The organism is Hydrogenophaga pseudoflava NBRC 102511, from assembly GCF_001592285.1.
GTDB lineage: Bacteria > Pseudomonadota > Gammaproteobacteria > Burkholderiales > Burkholderiaceae_C > Hydrogenophaga > Hydrogenophaga pseudoflava.
In genome coordinates, this window is the sequence record NZ_BCWQ01000014.1 from 116266 (window position 1) to 131704 (window position 15439).

Here is a 15439-nt window from a genome sequence, read left to right on the forward strand (position 1 = left end):
GGAAGTTTGAAAAACGGGGGATCGTTCAGTCGATCAGCTTGTGTTCGAGCAGCTTCTTGCGCAGCGTGTTGCGATTGAGCCCCAGCCATTGCGCGGCGCGCGACTGGTTGTTCTGCGACTGCTGCATCACGACTTCGAGCAAGGGCTTCTCGACCGCCTTGACCAGCATGTCGTGCAGGCCGGCCGGGTCGGTGCCGTCGAGGTCGCGGAAATAGCTTTCGATGCTGGCACGCACACAGTCGTGCAGGTTGTGGTTGCTCATGCTGCCAGTTTCCAGTCTTCTCGGGTGTGGTTGTCTTCTTGCTGGCCGGCCATGGCCCAGGCGTCCAGGCTGTCGCGCACGCAGTCCAGCTGCGCCTGGGCGGTCGTGAGCACGTTGACGCGCTGGCGGAACGTCGCGGCCTCGCCCGCGGGCAGGGGCAGCGCCTGGGCATACCAGCCCAGGTGCTTGCGCGCGCTGCGCACGCCGGTGTACTCGCCGTACAGGCTGTAGTGATCTTCCAGGTGATCGAGCAGCCAGGCCTTGACTTCCATCAGGTCGGGCGCCGGCAGCTCCTGGCCGGTCGCCAGGAAGTGCGCAATCTCGCGGAAGATCCAGGGCCGGCCCTGGGCCGCGCGGCCGATCATGATCGCGTCGGCGCCGGTGTGGCGCAACACCTCGACCGCCTTGTGCGGGCTGTCGATGTCGCCGTTGGCGACCACGGGAATGCGCACCGTGCGCTTGATCGCGGCCACGGTGTCGTGTTCGGCCAGGCCACGATAGCCCTGCTCGCGTGTGCGGCCGTGCACCGTCAGCATCTGCACGCCCGCGGCTTCGGCGGCCTTCGCGATCACGGGCGCGTTCTTCACGTCGGCGCACCAGCCGGTGCGCATCTTGAGCGTGACCGGCACGCCGTGCGGCGCGGCCGCCTCGACCACCGCCTCGACGATCTGCAGTGCCAGCACCTCGTCCTGCATCAGGGCCGAGCCGGCCCACTTGTTGCAGACCTTCTTGGCCGGGCAGCCCATGTTGATGTCGATGATCTGCGCGCCGCGGTCGATGTTGTAGCGCGCGGCGTCGGCCATCATCTGCGCGTCGGTGCCGGCGATCTGCACCGCGATGGGGCCGGGCTCGCCGCTGTGGTCGGCGCGGCGCGAGGTCTTGAGACTGTCCTGCAGATCGGGCCGGCTGGTGACCATCTCGCTGACCGCATACCCTGCACCCAGCCGCTTGCACAGTTTGCGGAACGGCCGGTCCGTCACCCCCGCCATGGGCGCAACGAACAGGGCATTCGGCAGGGTGTACGGACCCAGTTGCATGGCGATGGGAGAATGGTCTGGAGGGTGGGTGTCGCGGCGAAGGCGGCGTCGCCCGCGCGAAGGGGATGCGCATTGTATCTGCCTGTTTTTTCAGCAGACGATATCCCGACCACCGGTTGCACCTTGATACCCACACCCCGCACATGTCCGACTGGCTGAGTTCCCTGTTGCACTGGCTGGCCATGCCCGAGGCCGGCCTGGGCGCCCTGCTGGTGGTGTCCTTCGTGTCGGCCACGCTGCTGCCGGTCGGTTCGGAAGCCGCCTTGTTCGGCCTGCTCAAGCTCAACCCGGAGCTGTTCTGGCCGGCCATCGCGGTGGCCACGGTGGGCAACACCGCAGGCGGCGCGCTCAACTGGTTCATCGGCGCCGGCGCCCACCGGGTGGTCGACCGGGCGCGCCACAAGTCCACCGAACTGCACGCGCTGGACTGGCTGCAGCGCTTCGGCCCCAAGGCCTGCGTGATGGCCTGGCTGCCAGTGATCGGCGACCCGCTGTGCGCGGTGGCGGGCTGGCTGCGCTTTCCGTTCTGGCCTTGTGTCGCGTGGATGGCCGTGGGCAAGCTGCTGCGCTACATCGTGCTCACGGCCTTGCTGCTGTGGGTGTTCCCGGGGGGACTGTCGTTCTGACCGACAGCCCCACCCGCCCGCGATACTGCACCGATGTCCACCCCGTCTCACCATGCGCGCCCGCCGTCCGCCCTCTGGGCGCTGATGACCGGCAACTTCGTGATCGGCACCGGCGTGATGGCGGTGCCGGGCACCCTGACCGACATCAGCCAGTCGCTGAACGTGTCGATCCCTCAGGCCGGCCAGCTGATCACCGCGGCGGCCATCATGATGGGCCTGGGCGCACCGCTGTTCGCCACCCTGGTCGCCGGCTGGGACCGGCGCCGCCTGCTCACCCTGACCCTGCTCTGGTACGCGCTGCTGATGGGACTGAGCGCCCTCGCTCCCGGCTACCTGAGTCTGCTGCCGCTGCGCGTGCTGGCGGTGGTGGCGCCAGCCGTCTTCACCCCGCAGGCGGCCGCCTGCATCGGCCTGCTGGTGCCCGAGGCGCAGCGCGGGCGCGCCATTTCCTTCGTGTTCCTGGGATGGTCGGTGGCCTCGGTGCTGGGCATGCCGCTGTCGGCCTGGATCGGCGGCGTGCTGGGCTGGCGCTGGGCATTCGCGCTGGTCGCGGTGCTGGCCGTCGGCAGCGCCGCCTGGGTCTGGCGCGCCATGCCCGACGGCGTGCGGCCGGCGGCCCTGTCACGGGCCGCCTGGGGCCAGACGCTGGGGTCGGCGCCGCTGGTGCTGGCGCTGGGTGTCACCCTGCTGTCCGCGTTCGGACAGTTCATCCTGTTCGCGTACTTCGCGCCCTATCTGCAGCAGACGCTGTCGGCCAGCGCTGCGGTGCTCTCGATGCTGTTCCTGTGGTTCGGTGCCTTCGGCCTGTTCGGCAACATCGCGCTCACCCGCTGGGTCGACCGGCTGGGCGCTCCGCGTGCCGTCCAGATTTCCCTGCTGCTGATGGCCACCAGCCTCATGTTCTGGCCCCTCGGTCATGCGGGGCTGGTGGCGCAGGCCCTGGTGATGGTGCCCTGGGCGCTGGGCTGCTTCGCCAGCAACTCGGCCCAGCAGGCGCGCCTGGTGCACTTGTCTCCAGTGCTGGCGCCGGCGTCCGTGGCGCTCAACACCTCGGCGATATACGCCGGCCAGGGACTGGGCGCCGCGCTGGGCGGCGCGCTGATTGCGCAAGGCCACATGCTGCGGCTGCACTGGGTCGGGCTGGCGCTGATGCTGCTGGCCATGGGCCTGAGCGCTCGCGCCTCGAAGGCTCAGAAGCGTTCGTAAGGCATCAGGTAGCGCCACTGCCCCACCGGCAGCCCGGCCAGGGCGATGCGGCCCAGCCGCAGACGCCGCAAGCCGGTGAGCTGCAGGCCGGCGCGTTCGCACAGGTGTGGAACCTGTCCGGGCCGGTTGCCCTTGATCGCCAGCCGCAGCCGAAACTCGCTCTGCCAGCTGGCGCGCGCCGTCGGCACCGCCCAGCCGTCGAAGAACGCGGGCTTGCCCAGCGACCGGAGCACCTCGTCGCGCCGCGCCTCGTCTTCCAGCGCCGGATCGGCCGCCACCTCGGCCAGCCATTCGTGCTCCAGCTGGGTGGCGTCGTCGGTCATCTTGCGCGCCACGCCGGGGTTCTGGGTGAACACCATCAGGCCGCTGGCCAGCTCGCCCAGTGGCGCCACCGCCAGCAGCTTGTGGCGGTGCGCCTTGAGCGGGCGCACGCCCGAACGGTCGCCGGCAAAGCGCAGCTCCGGGGTGAACCAGCGCGCAGCGATGTCGTCGGGGAGAAGCGGTGCCTCGGGCAGGACATGCCCCGCCGGCTTGTGCCAGATCAGCGTCACAGAGGCCAGCGATTCGAGCTTGGCCTTCGGATCGAGGGTGACCACCTGTTCGTCACGCACCCGCTCCATGGGTTCTTCAACCACCACGCCATCGACCCGCACCCAGCCGCCGGCGATGTAACGCTCGGCGTCGCCGCGCGAGCAGGGCAGCTGCGCGGCCAGGCGTTTGGCCAGGCGTTGCGGTTCGGGCCGGCCGGTGTCGGACATGTCAGAGATTAGGACGAGAACAGGAAGTTCATCACGTCGCCGTCCTTGACGACGTAGTCCTTGCCCTCGGCGCGCATCTTGCCGGCATCCTTCGCGCCCTGCTCGCCCTTGTAGGCGATGAAGTCGTCGAAGGCAATGGTCTGGGCGCGGATGTAGCCCTTCTCGAAGTCGGTGTGGATCACGCCGGCCGCCTGCGGGCCGGTGTCGCCGACGTGGATGGTCCAGGCGCGCACTTCCTTCACGCCGGCGGTGAAGTAGGTCTGCAGGCCCAGCAGCTTGTAGGCGGCGCGGATCAGGCGGTTCAGGCCCGGCTCGTCCTGGCCCAGTTCCTTGAGGAATTCCAGCCGGTCGGCGTCGTCCATCTCGGAGAGTTCGGCCTCGATCTTGGCGCAGATGGCGACCACGGGCGCGTTCTGCTTCTCGGCGAAGGCCTTGAGGCGGTCCAGGAAGGGGTTGTTCTCGAAACCGTCCTCCGACACGTTGGCCACGAACATGGCCGGCTTGGCGGTGATCAGGAAGAACTGCTTGAGCTGGGCGCGCTCTTCCTTGCTGAAGTCGATGGTGCGCACCGGCTGGGTGTCGTTGAGTGCGGTCTGGCACTTCTCAAGGATGGCCAGCTGCTTGATGGCCTCCTTGTCCCCGGCGCGCGCCACCTTGCTGATGCGGTGGATGGCTTTCTCCACCGAAGCCAGGTCGGCCAGGCAGAGCTCGGTCTGGATGACCTCGATATCGGCGATCGGGTCGACCTTGTTGGCGACGTGGATCACGTTCGGGTCTTCGAAGCAGCGCACCACGTTGACGATGGCGTCGGTCTCGCGGATGTGGGCCAGGAACTTGTTGCCCAGGCCTTCGCCGGTGCTGGCACCGGCCACCAGGCCGGCGATGTCCACGAACTCCACGATGGCCGGCACCACGCGCTCGGGCTGGACGATCTCGGCCAGCTGGGCCAGGCGCGGATCGGGCACTTCCACCACGCCGGTGTTGGGCTCGATGGTGCAGAAGGGGTAGTTTTCAGCGGCGATGCCGGCCTTGGTCAGGGCGTTGAAAAGAGTGGACTTGCCGACGTTGGGCAGGCCGACGATGCCGCATTGGAGACTCATGGAATACCTCGAAAAATCAACCCGAAAGTGTAAGCGACGGGCCTGAAACGGTTAATCTGGACGCCCATGGCCATCCCCGCAACGTCCCCCTTGCCACACCACCCGCCACCCCCGCGCATCGGCGCGGTGCTGCTGGCGGCTGGGTCGGCCTCGCGCATGGGCCACCAACCCAAGTGCCTGCTGGAACTGGACGGGGTGCCGCTGATCCGGCGCCTGCTGACCGCGCTTTCGGGCGCGGGTGCGGACGAGCTGGTGGTAGTGCTGGGCCACTACGCCGACCGCATCGAACCGGTGGTACGCGACTTCCCGGTCACGCTGGCGCACAACCCCGACCCGGACGCAGGCCAGATCTCGTCGCTGCGGCTGGGCCTGCAGGCGCTGCCCGGCCAGATCGACGCCGTGCTGGTGGCCCTGGCCGACCAGCCCCTGATCCATTCGCAGGACATCCGCGACCTGATCGGCGCCTACCGGATGCGGCCCGCCGACACCGAGGTCGTGCAGCCCACGGTGGACGGCCTGCCCGGCAACCCGGTGGTGTTCAGCCAGACAGTGCGCGAACAGATCCTGGCCAGCGAGGCGCGCGTGGGCTGCAGGCAATGGCAGCAGGCCCACCCGCAGGCCGTGCACCGCTGGGCCACCACCAACACGCGCTACCGGACCGACGTGGACAGCCCGGACGACATCGAGTCGCTGGCCGCGCGCACCGGCCAGCGACTGCGCTGGCCAGCCGGTCCGCTGGTCGAAGCACCGTTGCCAACCCGGCACCCCACCGCCTCATAGGCAGCCTCGGCATCCATGTGATCCGCTCCGCCCTGGAGCGGCCTTCTGCGTCGGCGCGGGCGTGGCGCGATTGTTCAAGACCGCACCGGCCTGTGTGCGGCACATTGCACGCGTGTTCACCACGCGGAGACCCTCATGCAGATCCAGGTCAACCACAGCGTCCGGGAGGTCCCGCCCGACTGGCAGGACGAAAGCTTGCTGGTGGTGCTGCGCGAGGCGCTGGGCCTCACCGGCACCCGGTTCGGCTGCGGCGCGGGCCAGTGCGGCGCCTGCACGGTGCTGATCGACGGCCAGCCGCGACGCGCCTGCCTCACGCCGGTGGTGGCGGTGGGTGCCTCCCGCGTGGAGACCATCGAAGGCCTGGCAGCCTCGGACGGTGACCTGCACCCGGTGCAGCAGGCCTGGCTGGACCAGGCCACGCCGCAGTGCGGCTACTGCCAGTCGGGGCAGATCATGGCCACCGTGGCGCTGCTGCGGCAGCGCCCTTCGCCGAACGCGGCGGACATCGACGCGGCCCTGTCCGGCAACCTCTGCCGCTGCGGCACCCAGCAGCGCATCCGGGCCTCGGTGCAGCGCGCCGCGCAGACCCTGCGGGGTGGGCAATGAAGCGGCGGCAGCTCCTGCAGGCCGGGGGTGTGCTGGCCGTGGGCTTTGTCGCCGGCTGCGCCATCCCCGTGATCCCCAAACGCCCGGCGGCGGCCTACGACGATGCCCTGGGCTGGGTCCGCCACGCCAACGGCCGCTACGAGCTGCTGCTGCCGCGCGCCGAGATGGGCCAGAACATCGCCACCGCGCTCAAGCAGGTGGCCTGCGAGGAACTCGGCGTGGACTGGGACCGCGTCACCCTGCGGCTGCCGCACACCCAGGACATACCCCGCGTGCGCGCCACCGTGGGCAGCGAATCGGTCAAGGACTTCGCGCTGCCGCTCGCGCAGGCCTGCGCCACGCTGCGCGACGCACTCGCGGCCGGCCACACCACGGGCGTGCGCAGCGCCGAGCCCCGACCGATGAACGAGCTGCGCGCGTTCCGGTCCGGCGCCCGCCTCGTGGGCCGGCGCGTGCCGCTGGAACAGGGGCGCGCCATCGTCACCGGCGCCCCGCTGTACGCGGCCGACGTGCGCCTGCCCGGCATGGTGTTCGGCCGGGTGCTGCGCGCCCCGGTTTCCGCCGACCGGCCGTCGCGGCTGGCGGGCTGGAACGAGGCCGCGGCGCGCGCCGTGCCGGGGTTCGTGGCCCTCGTGCAGGACGAGCGCCTGATGCAGCGGCTCAGTCCGGGGCTGGGCATCGTGGCGCGCACCCCCGGGACGCTGGACCGGATCGAGGCCGCGCTGGCACCCCGCTGGCAGCACGACGACGCGTTCGAGCAGGCCGACATCGACCGGCTGATCGACATCGACCGGCACCTGGCCGGCGGCAGGCTGGGGAACCAGATCCACGACGACGCCATCGACCGCAGCGCTGCCTGGGACCTGGAGCTGCGCATCGACACGCCGCTGGCGGCGCACAACGCCATCGAGCCGCGCGCCGCGGTGGCCGCGAAGGGCGCGGACGGCGTGCTGGAGGTCTGGGCCGGCACGCAGGACGCGTTCTATGTGCGCGATGTGATCGCGCGCAGCCTCGGGCTGGACGAGGCGGGCGTGCGCGTGCAGGCGTGCCGCATTGGCGGCGCGTTCGGCGGCCGCACCCTGTGCACGGTGGAGCTGGAGGCCGCGGTGCTGGCCCATGTCACCGGCGCGCCCGTCAAGGTCCAGTGGACGCGCGCCCAGGAGTACCGGCAGGGCTTCCACCGCCCGCCGTCGAGCCACCGCATCCGCGCCCGTGTGCGCAACGGCGAGCTGGTCGACTGGTGGCACGCGTTCTCGAGCAGCCACATCCTGTTCACCAACGCCGGCATGCCGGTCTGGATGCAGCGTCTGGCCGACCTGGTGGGCGACCGCGGCGTGGCGCGCGGCGCCGACCTGCCCTACCGCGCCCAGCGCCGCCGCACCGAGTTCGCGGTGACGCGGCTGCCGGTGTTCACCGGCCCCTGGCGCGGCCTGGGCGCCGGCCCCAACGCGCTGGCCATCGAGTCGGCCATCGACGAGTGCGCCCGTCTGGCCGACGCCGACCCGGTGGCGTTCCGGCTGCGCCACATCGGTGACCCGCGCCTGGCCCGGGTGCTGCGCACCGTGGTCGACGGCGTGCCGGCGCCGACACCCGCCGCCGGGAGCGACCGCGTCGGACGCGGCGTGGCCTGCGGCACCTACAAGGCCAGCAGCCACGCCGCCGTGCTCGCGGAGGTGCGCGTGGCGCCCGACGGCACGGTGGTGGTGACCCGGCTGCGCTGCGCCCACGACTGCGGCACCGTGATCAACCCCGACCAGGTGCGTGCGCAGTGCGAAGGCAACCTGGTCTGGGGCCTGGGCATGGTGCTGCACGACGGCCTGAAGGCGGCCGGCTCGCGCATCGCCGCCGGCAGCCTGGGCGAGGCGCCGGTGCCGAGCCTGCGCGACACTCCGCCCATGGACATCGTGCTGATCGACGACGACGGCCCGCCCGCCGGGGCCGGTGAAACCGCCATCGTGGCCGCGGCCGGCGCCATTGCCAACGCCATCCGCGATGCGACCGGCGTGCGCCTCACCCGCTTTCCCCTGCAACCCTCGCTGCTGGCCAGGCGCGGCCCATGAACGACTTCGCCTCGGCCGCAATGCTCCGGCTGGTGGCCCATGGCCTGCGGCGCCAGGGCCTTCGCCCGCCGCCGCCCGTGGCGGCGCAGCAGGGGCGTGTGGCGCTGGACGACAAGCGCGCCCTGCTGGCCGGGCTGTGGCCGTCGATCGGACCGGCGGGCCTGGCGCGCATCGGCGACGCGATCCGGGAGCTGCCCGAAGAACCCACGCTGCGGGCGCTGGTGCTTGCGACGGACCCCTGGGACCTGCTGGCGCGGTGGCAGCGGCTGGAGCGCTTCGTCCATTCCCGGCACCGCACCCGCGTGGAGGCCGAAGGCCCCGGTCGCGTGCGGTTGCAGCACCTGTCCCTGTCGCCCGGCCAGCGGCCCACGGCGGCCGAGGACGTGCTGGTGTTCGGCCTGCTGGTCGCCCTGTGTGAGCGGGTGGCGGGGCGGCCAGTGCAGGCCCGCCCGGCGGGCGGCCGGCACTGGCTGCGGCGGGACGGCCAATGGCGCGACGGCCCCTGGCCCGAATCCCTGCACACCTGGGAGCTGCGCTGGGACGCCGCGGATGTGGCCGGGGACCCGCACCCACCCGTGGCCCACCCGGCGTCCGGCGACCGCTGGCTGGAGGCCTTGCACGCCGCCCTGCGTGCCGACCCCGGACGTCCATGGCGGGTGGACGACCTGGCCCGCAGCTGTGCGCTGTCGGCCCGCAGCCTGCAGCGCCACCTGGCCCGGCGGCAGCTGAGCTTCTCCGGCCTGCTGACCGCCACCCGGGTGCAGTGTGCGGCGGACCTGCTCACCACCAGCGGTCTGTCGGTGGCCGAGGTGGGCTACCACTGCGGCTTCGCCGACCAGCCGCACTTTTCACGGCAGTTCCGGCAATCCACCGCCATGACACCGGCCCGCTACCGGGCGCAGTTCGCCCGCGCCGGCTGAGCGGCGCCGGGCCGCCGTCAGTCGAACTGCCAGTCGGCGCCCACGGCCTGCCCGACCTTCAGCACCAGCCCGTCGCCCTGCAGCACGATCGCGTTCATGCCGAAGGTGATGGCGCCGTTCAGGCGCGGGTCCTGCCGGTAGGCCTGCAGGGCGTCGCTGACCGCGGGGGTCGAGGTAGCGGTGGCCGGGTCGATGTTCGGGATCGGGCAGCGCGCGCAGGGCTTGACGTTTTCCAGCGCAGCCACGCCGCCCTCGGTCTGCACGCGCCAGCCGGCGATGCGGTCCTCGTCGTGCGGTTCCACGTCCGACAGCACGATGTTCGGCCGGAAGCGCCGCAGGTCCACCGGCGCCTCGCCCGCGGTCGCCAGCCGGGCATTCAGTTCGTCCAGCGAGGCCGTGCTCGCCACCAGCACGCCGAAGCCGTCGGCGAACTGCGTCACAGATTCGCGGCCGCCGGTCCATTTCTGGCTGCACAGGCGCCGCACCTCCGGATCGAAGCGCACCAGGCGCAGCTGTTTCAGATCCTGAGGCGCGTCCGGCCCCAGAAAGTCACTGAACCACTGCGCCGCCAGATCGCCCATGTCCCAGGCGTCGACCTCGTCGTCCCAGACCCGCACGCGGCGCGGCGACTCCACGCCATCCAGCGACAGGTGCAGCGCCAGCATGCCCGGCGCGCGCAGCACCAGCTGGTCGAGCTTGAACGCGGGCTGGATCAGCGCCATGCGCGGCAGCTCGCGCTGGGTCACGAACCCGCCCTGCGCATCCACCACCATCCAGGCGCGGTCCCATTCGAGGCCGGTCGGCGTGAGCAGCGCCTGTTCCAGCGGCACGCCCGCGCAGGACTTGACGGGGTAGACCCAGAGCTGGGCGATGCGGGCCTGGACGTCGGCGGCGGCCACAGGGGACTCGGTGAGGGTGTTCATGCCCGGATTGTGGCCTGCTCCTAAAATCCCCGGATGGCTCTCCCCTCCCCGTCTCCGGCCGCCGCGCGGCGTTTTGATGTGTGCATCCGTGGCGCCGGCGTGGTCGGGCAGACCCTGGCCCTGCTGCTGGCGCGCGAGCGCCTGAAGGTGGCGCTGGTGGCTTCTCCCCGCCCCCCTGCCGCCGCCCCCGACGTTCGGGCCTATGCCCTCAACACCAGCGCCCGCGCCCTGCTGCAGTCGCTGCGGGCCTGGCCCGAAGACGGCGACGCCGGGCCCGCGGCCGTGACGCCCGTCAGCCGCATGGAGGTGCACGGCGACGACGGCGGCGACCTCCATTTCTCGGCCGCCGACCAGGGCGTGGAGGCGCTGACCTGGATCGTCGACGTGCCGGCGCTGGAAAAGCGCCTGGCCGATGCCATCGGCTTCCAGGGTGGCATCGAGCGTGTGAACGAACCCGTGCCGGCGGCGCTGACCGTGGTCTGCGAAGGCAAGCGCAGCGCCACCCGCGAGGAACTGGGCCTGGAATTCGACGTCCGGCCCTACCCCCACAAGGCGGTGGCGGCCCGCCTGACCACCGAACAGCCCCATGGCGGCGTCGCGCGCCAGTGGTTCGCCCGTGGAGAAATCCTCGCCCTGCTGCCGCTGGACGGTGCGCAGGGGAACTCCGTGGCGCTGGTCTGGTCTGTCCCTGCTCAGCAATCCGAAGAATGGCTGGCCGCCGATCCCCAGGCGCTGGCGCAGGCGGTGCAGGAACGCTGCGGTTCGGCGCTGGGCGGCATGCAGCTGCAGGGTCCGGCCCAGGCCTGGCCACTGGAACTGTCCCGCGCCCGGCGCTGGATCGCGCAGACGGCCCAGGGCAGCGTGGCGCTGGCCGGTGACGCGGCCCACGCCATGCACCCGCTGGCCGGTCAGGGCCTGAACGTCGGCCTGGCCGACGCGGCAGAGCTGGCGCGCGTGGTCCACGAGCGCGAGTTCTGGCGCGAACTGGGCGACCTCAAGCTGCTGCGCCGCTACGAGCGCGCGCGACAGGCCGAGGTGGGCACCATGGGCTGGCTGACCGATGGCCTGTTCGGGCTGTTCGGCCAGACCGACAGCCGCGTGCAGGCGCTGCGCAACTGGGGCATGAGCGGCGTCGACCGTCTCGGACCGCTGAAACACTGGCTGGCCCGCAAGGCCATGGGCCAGACGGCCTGAACCGCTGTCGGCCCCCGATCAACCTTCACGCCACAGGCGAACCCATGAAATTCCTCACCACTTCCGCCATTGCGCTCGCCCTGGCCCTCGCCAGCCTGGGTGCCTTCGCGCAGGAAGCCACCATCCGCAAGAACCTGACCGAGCGCCTGCCCAAGCTGCCGCCCATCGACGAGATCAGCAAGACCCCGATGGAAGGCCTGTACGAGGTGCGCGTCAACCAGAGCGAGATCTTCTACACCGACGCGCAGGGCAACTTCCTGATCCAGGGCAACCTGATCGACGTGCGTGCCCAGGAAGACCTGACCGAAAAGCGCCAGGCCAAGCTGACCGAGATCGACTTCAAGGACCTGCCGATCAAGGACGCCTTCACCATCGTGCGCGGCAACGGCAAGCGCAAGGTGGCCGTGTTCGAAGACCCGAACTGCGGCTACTGCAAGCGCTTCGAGCGCGACCTGACCAAGATCGACAACGTCACCGTGCACGTCTTCCTCTACCCGATCCTGAGCCAGGACTCGGCCGACAAGTCGCGCAACATCTGGTGCGCCAAGGACAAGGGCAAGGCCTTCCTCGACTGGATGGTCAAGGACGTGACGCCAGCGGCCGCCAGCTGCGACACCGCCGCTCTGGCCCGCAACCTGGAGTTCGGCAAGAAGAACCGCATCACCGGCACGCCGACCCTGATCTTCGCCAACGGCACCCGCGTGCCGGGCGCCATCGGCGCCGACCGCGTCGAGAAGCTGCTGGCCGAAGCCAAGTAAAACGCCCTCAAGAAAACGCCGCCTCGCCGATGACCCTGCCTTTGCACGACCCCGACGACGCGGCGCTGGCCCGCACCCTGGGCCAGGCCGGTCTGATCCCCTTCGTCATGCTGGCGGCGCTGCTGTGGCTGGTGGACGTGGCCCTGCAGCCCTGGGTGGCGATCGCGCTGACCGGCTACGCGGCGCTGATCATCTCGTTCCTCGGCGGCATTCACTGGGGCATCGGCTGGCTCGGTGGCCGCCATGAACGTGGGCTGCCGCACGCCCCGCACCACCAGCGCAACCACTTCCTCTGGGGCATCGTGCCCTCGCTGCTGGCCTGGCCCGGGCTGCTGATGCCCGCCTTCGCGGGTCTGGCCTGGCTGGGCTTCGTGCTGATCATCTGCTACCTGGCCGACCGCACGCTTTACCGCCGCGCCGGCCTGGAGGCCTGGCTCACGCTGCGCTTCCGACTTTCCTCCATCGCAGCGCTGAGCTGCTTCATCGGCGCGGGAGCCCTGTGAGCCGCAACAAAACCACGACCCCTGGCCTGCGCTACCGCGTCGAGCCGCTGAGCCACCGCGCCCACCTGTTCGCCGTCACGCTGGACATCGACCGCCCGGCCAGGTCTCAGAAGCTCACGCTGCCGGTCTGGATTCCGGGCAGCTACCTGGTGCGCGAGTTTTCGCAGCACCTGCAGCACCTGAGCGCGACGCAGGGCGGCGAGGCGCTGGCGGTGAAACAGCTCGACAAGCACCGCTGGCAGGTGGACAACGACGGCCAGCGCACGCTCAGCCTGCGCTGGGAGGTCTACGCCTTCGACGCCTCGGTGCGCACCGCCTTCCTGGACGCCACGCGCGGCTTCTTCAACGCCACCTGCCTGTGCCTGATGGTGGCCGGCCGCGAGGACGAGTCGCACGCCATCGAGATCCAGCCGGGTGATGCGCCCGCCGGCTGGCAGGTCGCCACCGGCCTGAGCCCGGTGAAGGCCAACGAGCAGGGCTTCGGCACCTACTTGGCCCAGAACTACGACGAACTCGCCGACTGCCCGGTGGAGATGGGCACGTTCTGGAGCGGCGAGTTCAGCGCCTGCGGCGTGCCGCACCGCTTCGTGGTCAGCGGCGCGGGCGGCTGGTTCGACGGCCAGCGCCTGCTGGACGACACGCGCCGCATCTGCGAGGCACAGATCCGCTTCTGGCACGGCGACGGCCAGCCACCCTACGAACGCTACGTGTTCATGCTGCACGCCAGCGGCGAGGGCTACGGCGGGCTGGAACACCGCAACTCGACAGCCCTGATCGCGCAGCGCACGGATCTCCCTAAGACACGCGCCAAGGACGACAAACCCGCCGCGCTCAAGGCGACCGACGGCTACACCACGCTGCTGGGCCTGATCAGCCACGAGTACTTCCACACCTGGAACGTCAAGCGCCTGCGACCGGCCGAGTTCAAGCGCTACGACTACACGCGCGAGAACCACACCGAGCTGCTGTGGTTCTTCGAGGGCTTCACCAGCTACTACGACGACCTGTTCCTGCGCCGCGCCGGCCTGATCGACGACGCCACCTACCTGCAGCTGGTGACCAAGACCATCAACCAGGTGCAGCAGAGCCCGGGCCAGCGCGTGCAGAGCGTGGCCCAGGCCAGCTTCGACGCCTGGACGCGCTACTACCGCGTCGGAGAGAACACGCCCAACGCCACCATCAGCTACTACACCAAGGGCGCGCTGGTCGCGATGTGTCTGGACCTCACGCTGCGCGCCGAAGGCCGCGGCTCGCTGGACGAGGTGATGCGCGCGCTCTGGCATCGCACGCAGGGCGGGCCGATGCGCGAGTCCGACCTGTCCACGGTGCTGCGCCAGCTCGGCAAGCGCAGTTTCGCCGCCGAACTGGCCCAGTGGGTGCACGGCACGGCCGACCTGCCGGTGCTGGACCTGCTGGCGGCGGCCGGCGCCAAGGTGCACCGCGACAAGGCGCCGCTGGCGCAATCGCTGGGCCTGCGCGTTGCAGCCGACAGCAGTGGCCTGACGGTCAAGAACGTGCTGCGCGGCGGCGCGGGCGAGGCGGCCGGCCTGGCGGCGGGCGACGAGTGGCTGGGCGTGGAATTCGCCCCCGCGCGGCGCGGCCTGCCGGCCGAGGCCTGGCGCGTGCGCAAGCTCGACGAAGTGGCGGCCCTGCGCGGCACCCGCAGCGCGCTCACGGCCCTGGTTTCGCGCGACGGGCGGTTGCTGCGCTGCCCGCTGACCTGGCCCGCCGACGACACCGCCGTGCGGCTGACGGTCGAGGACGCTGCCCGCCTGGGCGACTGGCTGACCCGCTGCTCCACCGGCTGAGCAGCGCCCGGCCGCCTCAGTGGCGCGGCAGTTGCGGCACGATCTCCTGGTCGAACCGCTGCACCGTGGCCGCGCCCCGGTAGTTCTGCAGTGCTTCGCGCACGCGGGGCAGCTGGGCCTGCAACTCGGGCGCCGTCTTGCAGGACTCGACCTTGATCGCCGTCAGCTCGCCCATGGGTCCTGCGACATCGTTGATGAAACGGACCACCAGGCGGCGCGCGTCCAGGAAGGGCAGGGTTGGCGACACCGTTGCCGCGGGTGCAGCCGCGGCGGTGGAAGACGAGGCAGTGGACAACGCTGGCGCTGCGACCGGTGCAGGCGGGCTGTCGGCCAGCGGGGCAGTGCTGAGCGGCTGCCCATTCGGGTCATGGGGTGCGATCCAGCCGTGCTCCAGCAACTGCTCCAGCAAGGCCGCACCGCCGCCCAGGCCCGCCCCGAGCTTGTCGAGCTCGGCGACGTTGCGCTTGCCATCCACGAGGATCAGCATGGACCGCAGGCGGGGCCCGAGCTCCGGCGCCCGGCGCGCCATCGCATCCCGGCCTTTATCGGTCTTGACGAGCAGTGTGTTCTTGTCCATGAAACCCCAACAGATGGCAAGCAATGTAGCCACCGTGCTCCCAATCGAATAGCGGGGTTTAACCTGTAGCCCAAAGAATTACTTACGGCAGACTGACAAATTTCGCAAGCACGCCGCAGACATCACCTGGGCCGCCGGTCGACCACCTGTTTGGCCTTGCCCGAGCATTTTCCACTCGACCAGATCATCTTCAGGTCCACGTTTTTCAAGCTGGGCGGACATACTTCACGCCGCGCATCATCATCAGCAAGCTGCTGCGGCGGGTTCCGGCGAATCTCCCTGCCATAGTGACTTGTTTGTATTACATCAAGGGAAGCCAAA

General features: G+C 70.6%; 16 protein-coding genes. 10 read left to right on the forward strand and 6 right to left on the reverse strand.

Annotated elements, in window-relative coordinates:
• Positions 1-25: 25 nt before the first annotated feature.
• Positions 26-262, reverse strand: a complete 237-nt coding sequence (locus HPS01S_RS17185) for a helix-turn-helix domain-containing protein (RefSeq protein WP_066158749.1) — start codon at positions 260-262, stop codon at positions 26-28.
• Entirely contained in the window at positions 259-1299 is a 1041-nt protein-coding gene (gene dusB, locus HPS01S_RS17190; RefSeq protein ID WP_066158751.1) for a tRNA dihydrouridine synthase DusB, read from the reverse strand. The genes HPS01S_RS17185 and dusB overlap by 4 nt, the downstream gene beginning before the upstream one ends.
• Before the next feature lie 143 nt (positions 1300-1442).
• On the opposite strand from dusB, the gene HPS01S_RS17195 reads away from it, so the two are divergent.
• Complete coding sequence (locus HPS01S_RS17195; RefSeq protein ID WP_066158753.1) at positions 1443-1925, forward strand: YqaA family protein; 483 nt, start codon at positions 1443-1445, stop codon at positions 1923-1925.
• Positions 1926-1958: 33 nt separating this feature from the next.
• Positions 1959-3131 carry an MFS transporter gene (locus HPS01S_RS17200; protein ID WP_066158757.1) on the forward strand — a complete coding sequence of 391 codons (1173 nt, stop codon included), beginning with the start codon at positions 1959-1961 and terminating at the stop codon, positions 3129-3131.
• Here HPS01S_RS17200 and HPS01S_RS17205 read toward each other — a convergent pair.
• Both HPS01S_RS17205 and ychF read right to left on the reverse strand, forming a co-directional pair.
• Positions 3116-3889, reverse strand: coding sequence for an RNA pseudouridine synthase (locus HPS01S_RS17205; RefSeq protein WP_066158760.1), 774 nt, complete (start codon positions 3887-3889; stop codon positions 3116-3118). The genes HPS01S_RS17200 and HPS01S_RS17205 overlap by 16 nt on opposite strands.
• An 8-nt stretch (positions 3890-3897) precedes the next feature.
• The gene (gene ychF, locus HPS01S_RS17210; RefSeq protein WP_066158763.1) at positions 3898-4989 is read right to left on the reverse strand and encodes a redox-regulated ATPase YchF; all 1092 of its coding nucleotides are present in this window, start codon (positions 4987-4989) and stop codon (positions 3898-3900) included.
• A 66-nt stretch (positions 4990-5055) separates the two neighbouring features.
• Here ychF and HPS01S_RS17215 point away from each other — a divergent pair, with 66 nt between their 5' ends.
• The 4 genes from HPS01S_RS17215 to HPS01S_RS17230 all read left to right on the forward strand — a co-directional run bounded on the left by HPS01S_RS17215 (position 5056) and on the right by HPS01S_RS17230 (position 9355).
• The gene (locus HPS01S_RS17215) at positions 5056-5769 is read left to right on the forward strand and encodes a nucleotidyltransferase family protein (protein WP_066158766.1); all 714 of its coding nucleotides are present in this window, start codon (positions 5056-5058) and stop codon (positions 5767-5769) included.
• A 135-nt stretch (positions 5770-5904) separates the two neighbouring features.
• The gene (locus HPS01S_RS17220; RefSeq protein ID WP_066158769.1) at positions 5905-6375 is read left to right on the forward strand and encodes a (2Fe-2S)-binding protein; all 471 of its coding nucleotides are present in this window, start codon (positions 5905-5907) and stop codon (positions 6373-6375) included.
• Positions 6372-8435 (forward strand): xanthine dehydrogenase family protein molybdopterin-binding subunit, encoded by a 2064-nt coding sequence (locus HPS01S_RS17225; protein ID WP_066158772.1) that lies wholly within the window; start codon positions 6372-6374, stop codon positions 8433-8435. Before HPS01S_RS17220 ends, HPS01S_RS17225 begins: the two co-directional genes overlap by 4 nt.
• Positions 8432-9355 carry a helix-turn-helix transcriptional regulator gene (locus HPS01S_RS17230; protein ID WP_066158774.1) on the forward strand — a complete coding sequence of 308 codons (924 nt, stop codon included), beginning with the start codon at positions 8432-8434 and terminating at the stop codon, positions 9353-9355. The genes HPS01S_RS17225 and HPS01S_RS17230 overlap by 4 nt, the downstream gene beginning before the upstream one ends.
• Before the next feature lie 17 nt (positions 9356-9372).
• Here the strand turns inward: HPS01S_RS17230 and HPS01S_RS17235 are convergent, their stop codons facing one another.
• Entirely contained in the window at positions 9373-10278 is a 906-nt protein-coding gene (locus HPS01S_RS17235; protein ID WP_066158777.1) for an MOSC domain-containing protein, read from the reverse strand.
• A 33-nt stretch (positions 10279-10311) separates the two neighbouring features.
• On the opposite strand from HPS01S_RS17235, the gene HPS01S_RS17240 reads away from it, so the two are divergent.
• The 4 genes from HPS01S_RS17240 to HPS01S_RS17255 are packed head-to-tail and all read left to right on the forward strand — an operon-like array spanning position 10312 to position 14541.
• Positions 10312-11472 (forward strand): FAD-dependent monooxygenase, encoded by a 1161-nt coding sequence (locus HPS01S_RS17240; RefSeq protein ID WP_066158780.1) that lies wholly within the window; start codon positions 10312-10314, stop codon positions 11470-11472.
• A gap of 44 nt (positions 11473-11516) precedes the next feature.
• Positions 11517-12230 carry a DsbC family protein gene (locus HPS01S_RS17245; RefSeq protein WP_066158783.1) on the forward strand — a complete coding sequence of 238 codons (714 nt, stop codon included), beginning with the start codon at positions 11517-11519 and terminating at the stop codon, positions 12228-12230.
• Between the two features lie 29 nt (positions 12231-12259).
• A complete protein-coding gene (locus HPS01S_RS17250) occupies positions 12260-12733 on the forward strand; it encodes a DUF3429 domain-containing protein (RefSeq protein WP_066158786.1) in 474 nt (157 codons plus the stop codon).
• On the forward strand, positions 12730-14541 hold the full coding sequence (locus HPS01S_RS17255; RefSeq protein WP_066158789.1) for a M61 family metallopeptidase: 1812 nt from the start codon (positions 12730-12732) through the stop codon (positions 14539-14541). The genes HPS01S_RS17250 and HPS01S_RS17255 overlap by 4 nt, the downstream gene beginning before the upstream one ends.
• 16 nt (positions 14542-14557) lie before the next feature.
• On the opposite strand, the gene HPS01S_RS17260 is transcribed toward HPS01S_RS17255, so the two are convergent.
• Positions 14558-15118: a hypothetical protein gene (locus HPS01S_RS17260; RefSeq protein WP_066158792.1), complete on the reverse strand. Its 561-nt coding sequence runs from the start codon at positions 15116-15118 to the stop codon at positions 14558-14560.
• Between the last annotated feature and the right edge of the window lie 321 nt (positions 15119-15439).

Bases quoted from the DNA above. Each gene is read 5' to 3' on its own strand.
- HPS01S_RS17185 (WP_066158749.1), bottom strand. From the start codon at position 262: ATGAGCAACCACAACCTGCACGACTGTGTGCGTGCCAGCATCGAAAGC.
- dusB (WP_066158751.1), bottom strand. From the start codon at position 1,299: ATGCAACTGGGTCCGTACACCCTGCCGAATGCCCTGTTCGTTGCGCCC.
- HPS01S_RS17195 (WP_066158753.1), top strand. From the start codon at position 1,443: ATGTCCGACTGGCTGAGTTCCCTGTTGCACTGGCTGGCCATGCCCGAG.
- HPS01S_RS17200 (WP_066158757.1), top strand. From the start codon at position 1,959: ATGTCCACCCCGTCTCACCATGCGCGCCCGCCGTCCGCCCTCTGGGCG.
- HPS01S_RS17205 (WP_066158760.1), bottom strand. From the start codon at position 3,889: ATGTCCGACACCGGCCGGCCCGAACCGCAACGCCTGGCCAAACGCCTG.
- ychF (WP_066158763.1), bottom strand. From the start codon at position 4,989: ATGAGTCTCCAATGCGGCATCGTCGGCCTGCCCAACGTCGGCAAGTCC.
- HPS01S_RS17215 (WP_066158766.1), top strand. From the start codon at position 5,056: ATGGCCATCCCCGCAACGTCCCCCTTGCCACACCACCCGCCACCCCCG.
- HPS01S_RS17220 (WP_066158769.1), top strand. From the start codon at position 5,905: ATGCAGATCCAGGTCAACCACAGCGTCCGGGAGGTCCCGCCCGACTGG.
- HPS01S_RS17225 (WP_066158772.1), top strand. From the start codon at position 6,372: ATGAAGCGGCGGCAGCTCCTGCAGGCCGGGGGTGTGCTGGCCGTGGGC.
- HPS01S_RS17230 (WP_066158774.1), top strand. From the start codon at position 8,432: ATGAACGACTTCGCCTCGGCCGCAATGCTCCGGCTGGTGGCCCATGGC.
- HPS01S_RS17235 (WP_066158777.1), bottom strand. From the start codon at position 10,278: ATGAACACCCTCACCGAGTCCCCTGTGGCCGCCGCCGACGTCCAGGCC.
- HPS01S_RS17240 (WP_066158780.1), top strand. From the start codon at position 10,312: ATGGCTCTCCCCTCCCCGTCTCCGGCCGCCGCGCGGCGTTTTGATGTG.
- HPS01S_RS17245 (WP_066158783.1), top strand. From the start codon at position 11,517: ATGAAATTCCTCACCACTTCCGCCATTGCGCTCGCCCTGGCCCTCGCC.
- HPS01S_RS17250 (WP_066158786.1), top strand. From the start codon at position 12,260: ATGACCCTGCCTTTGCACGACCCCGACGACGCGGCGCTGGCCCGCACC.
- HPS01S_RS17260 (WP_066158792.1), bottom strand. From the start codon at position 15,118: ATGGACAAGAACACACTGCTCGTCAAGACCGATAAAGGCCGGGATGCG.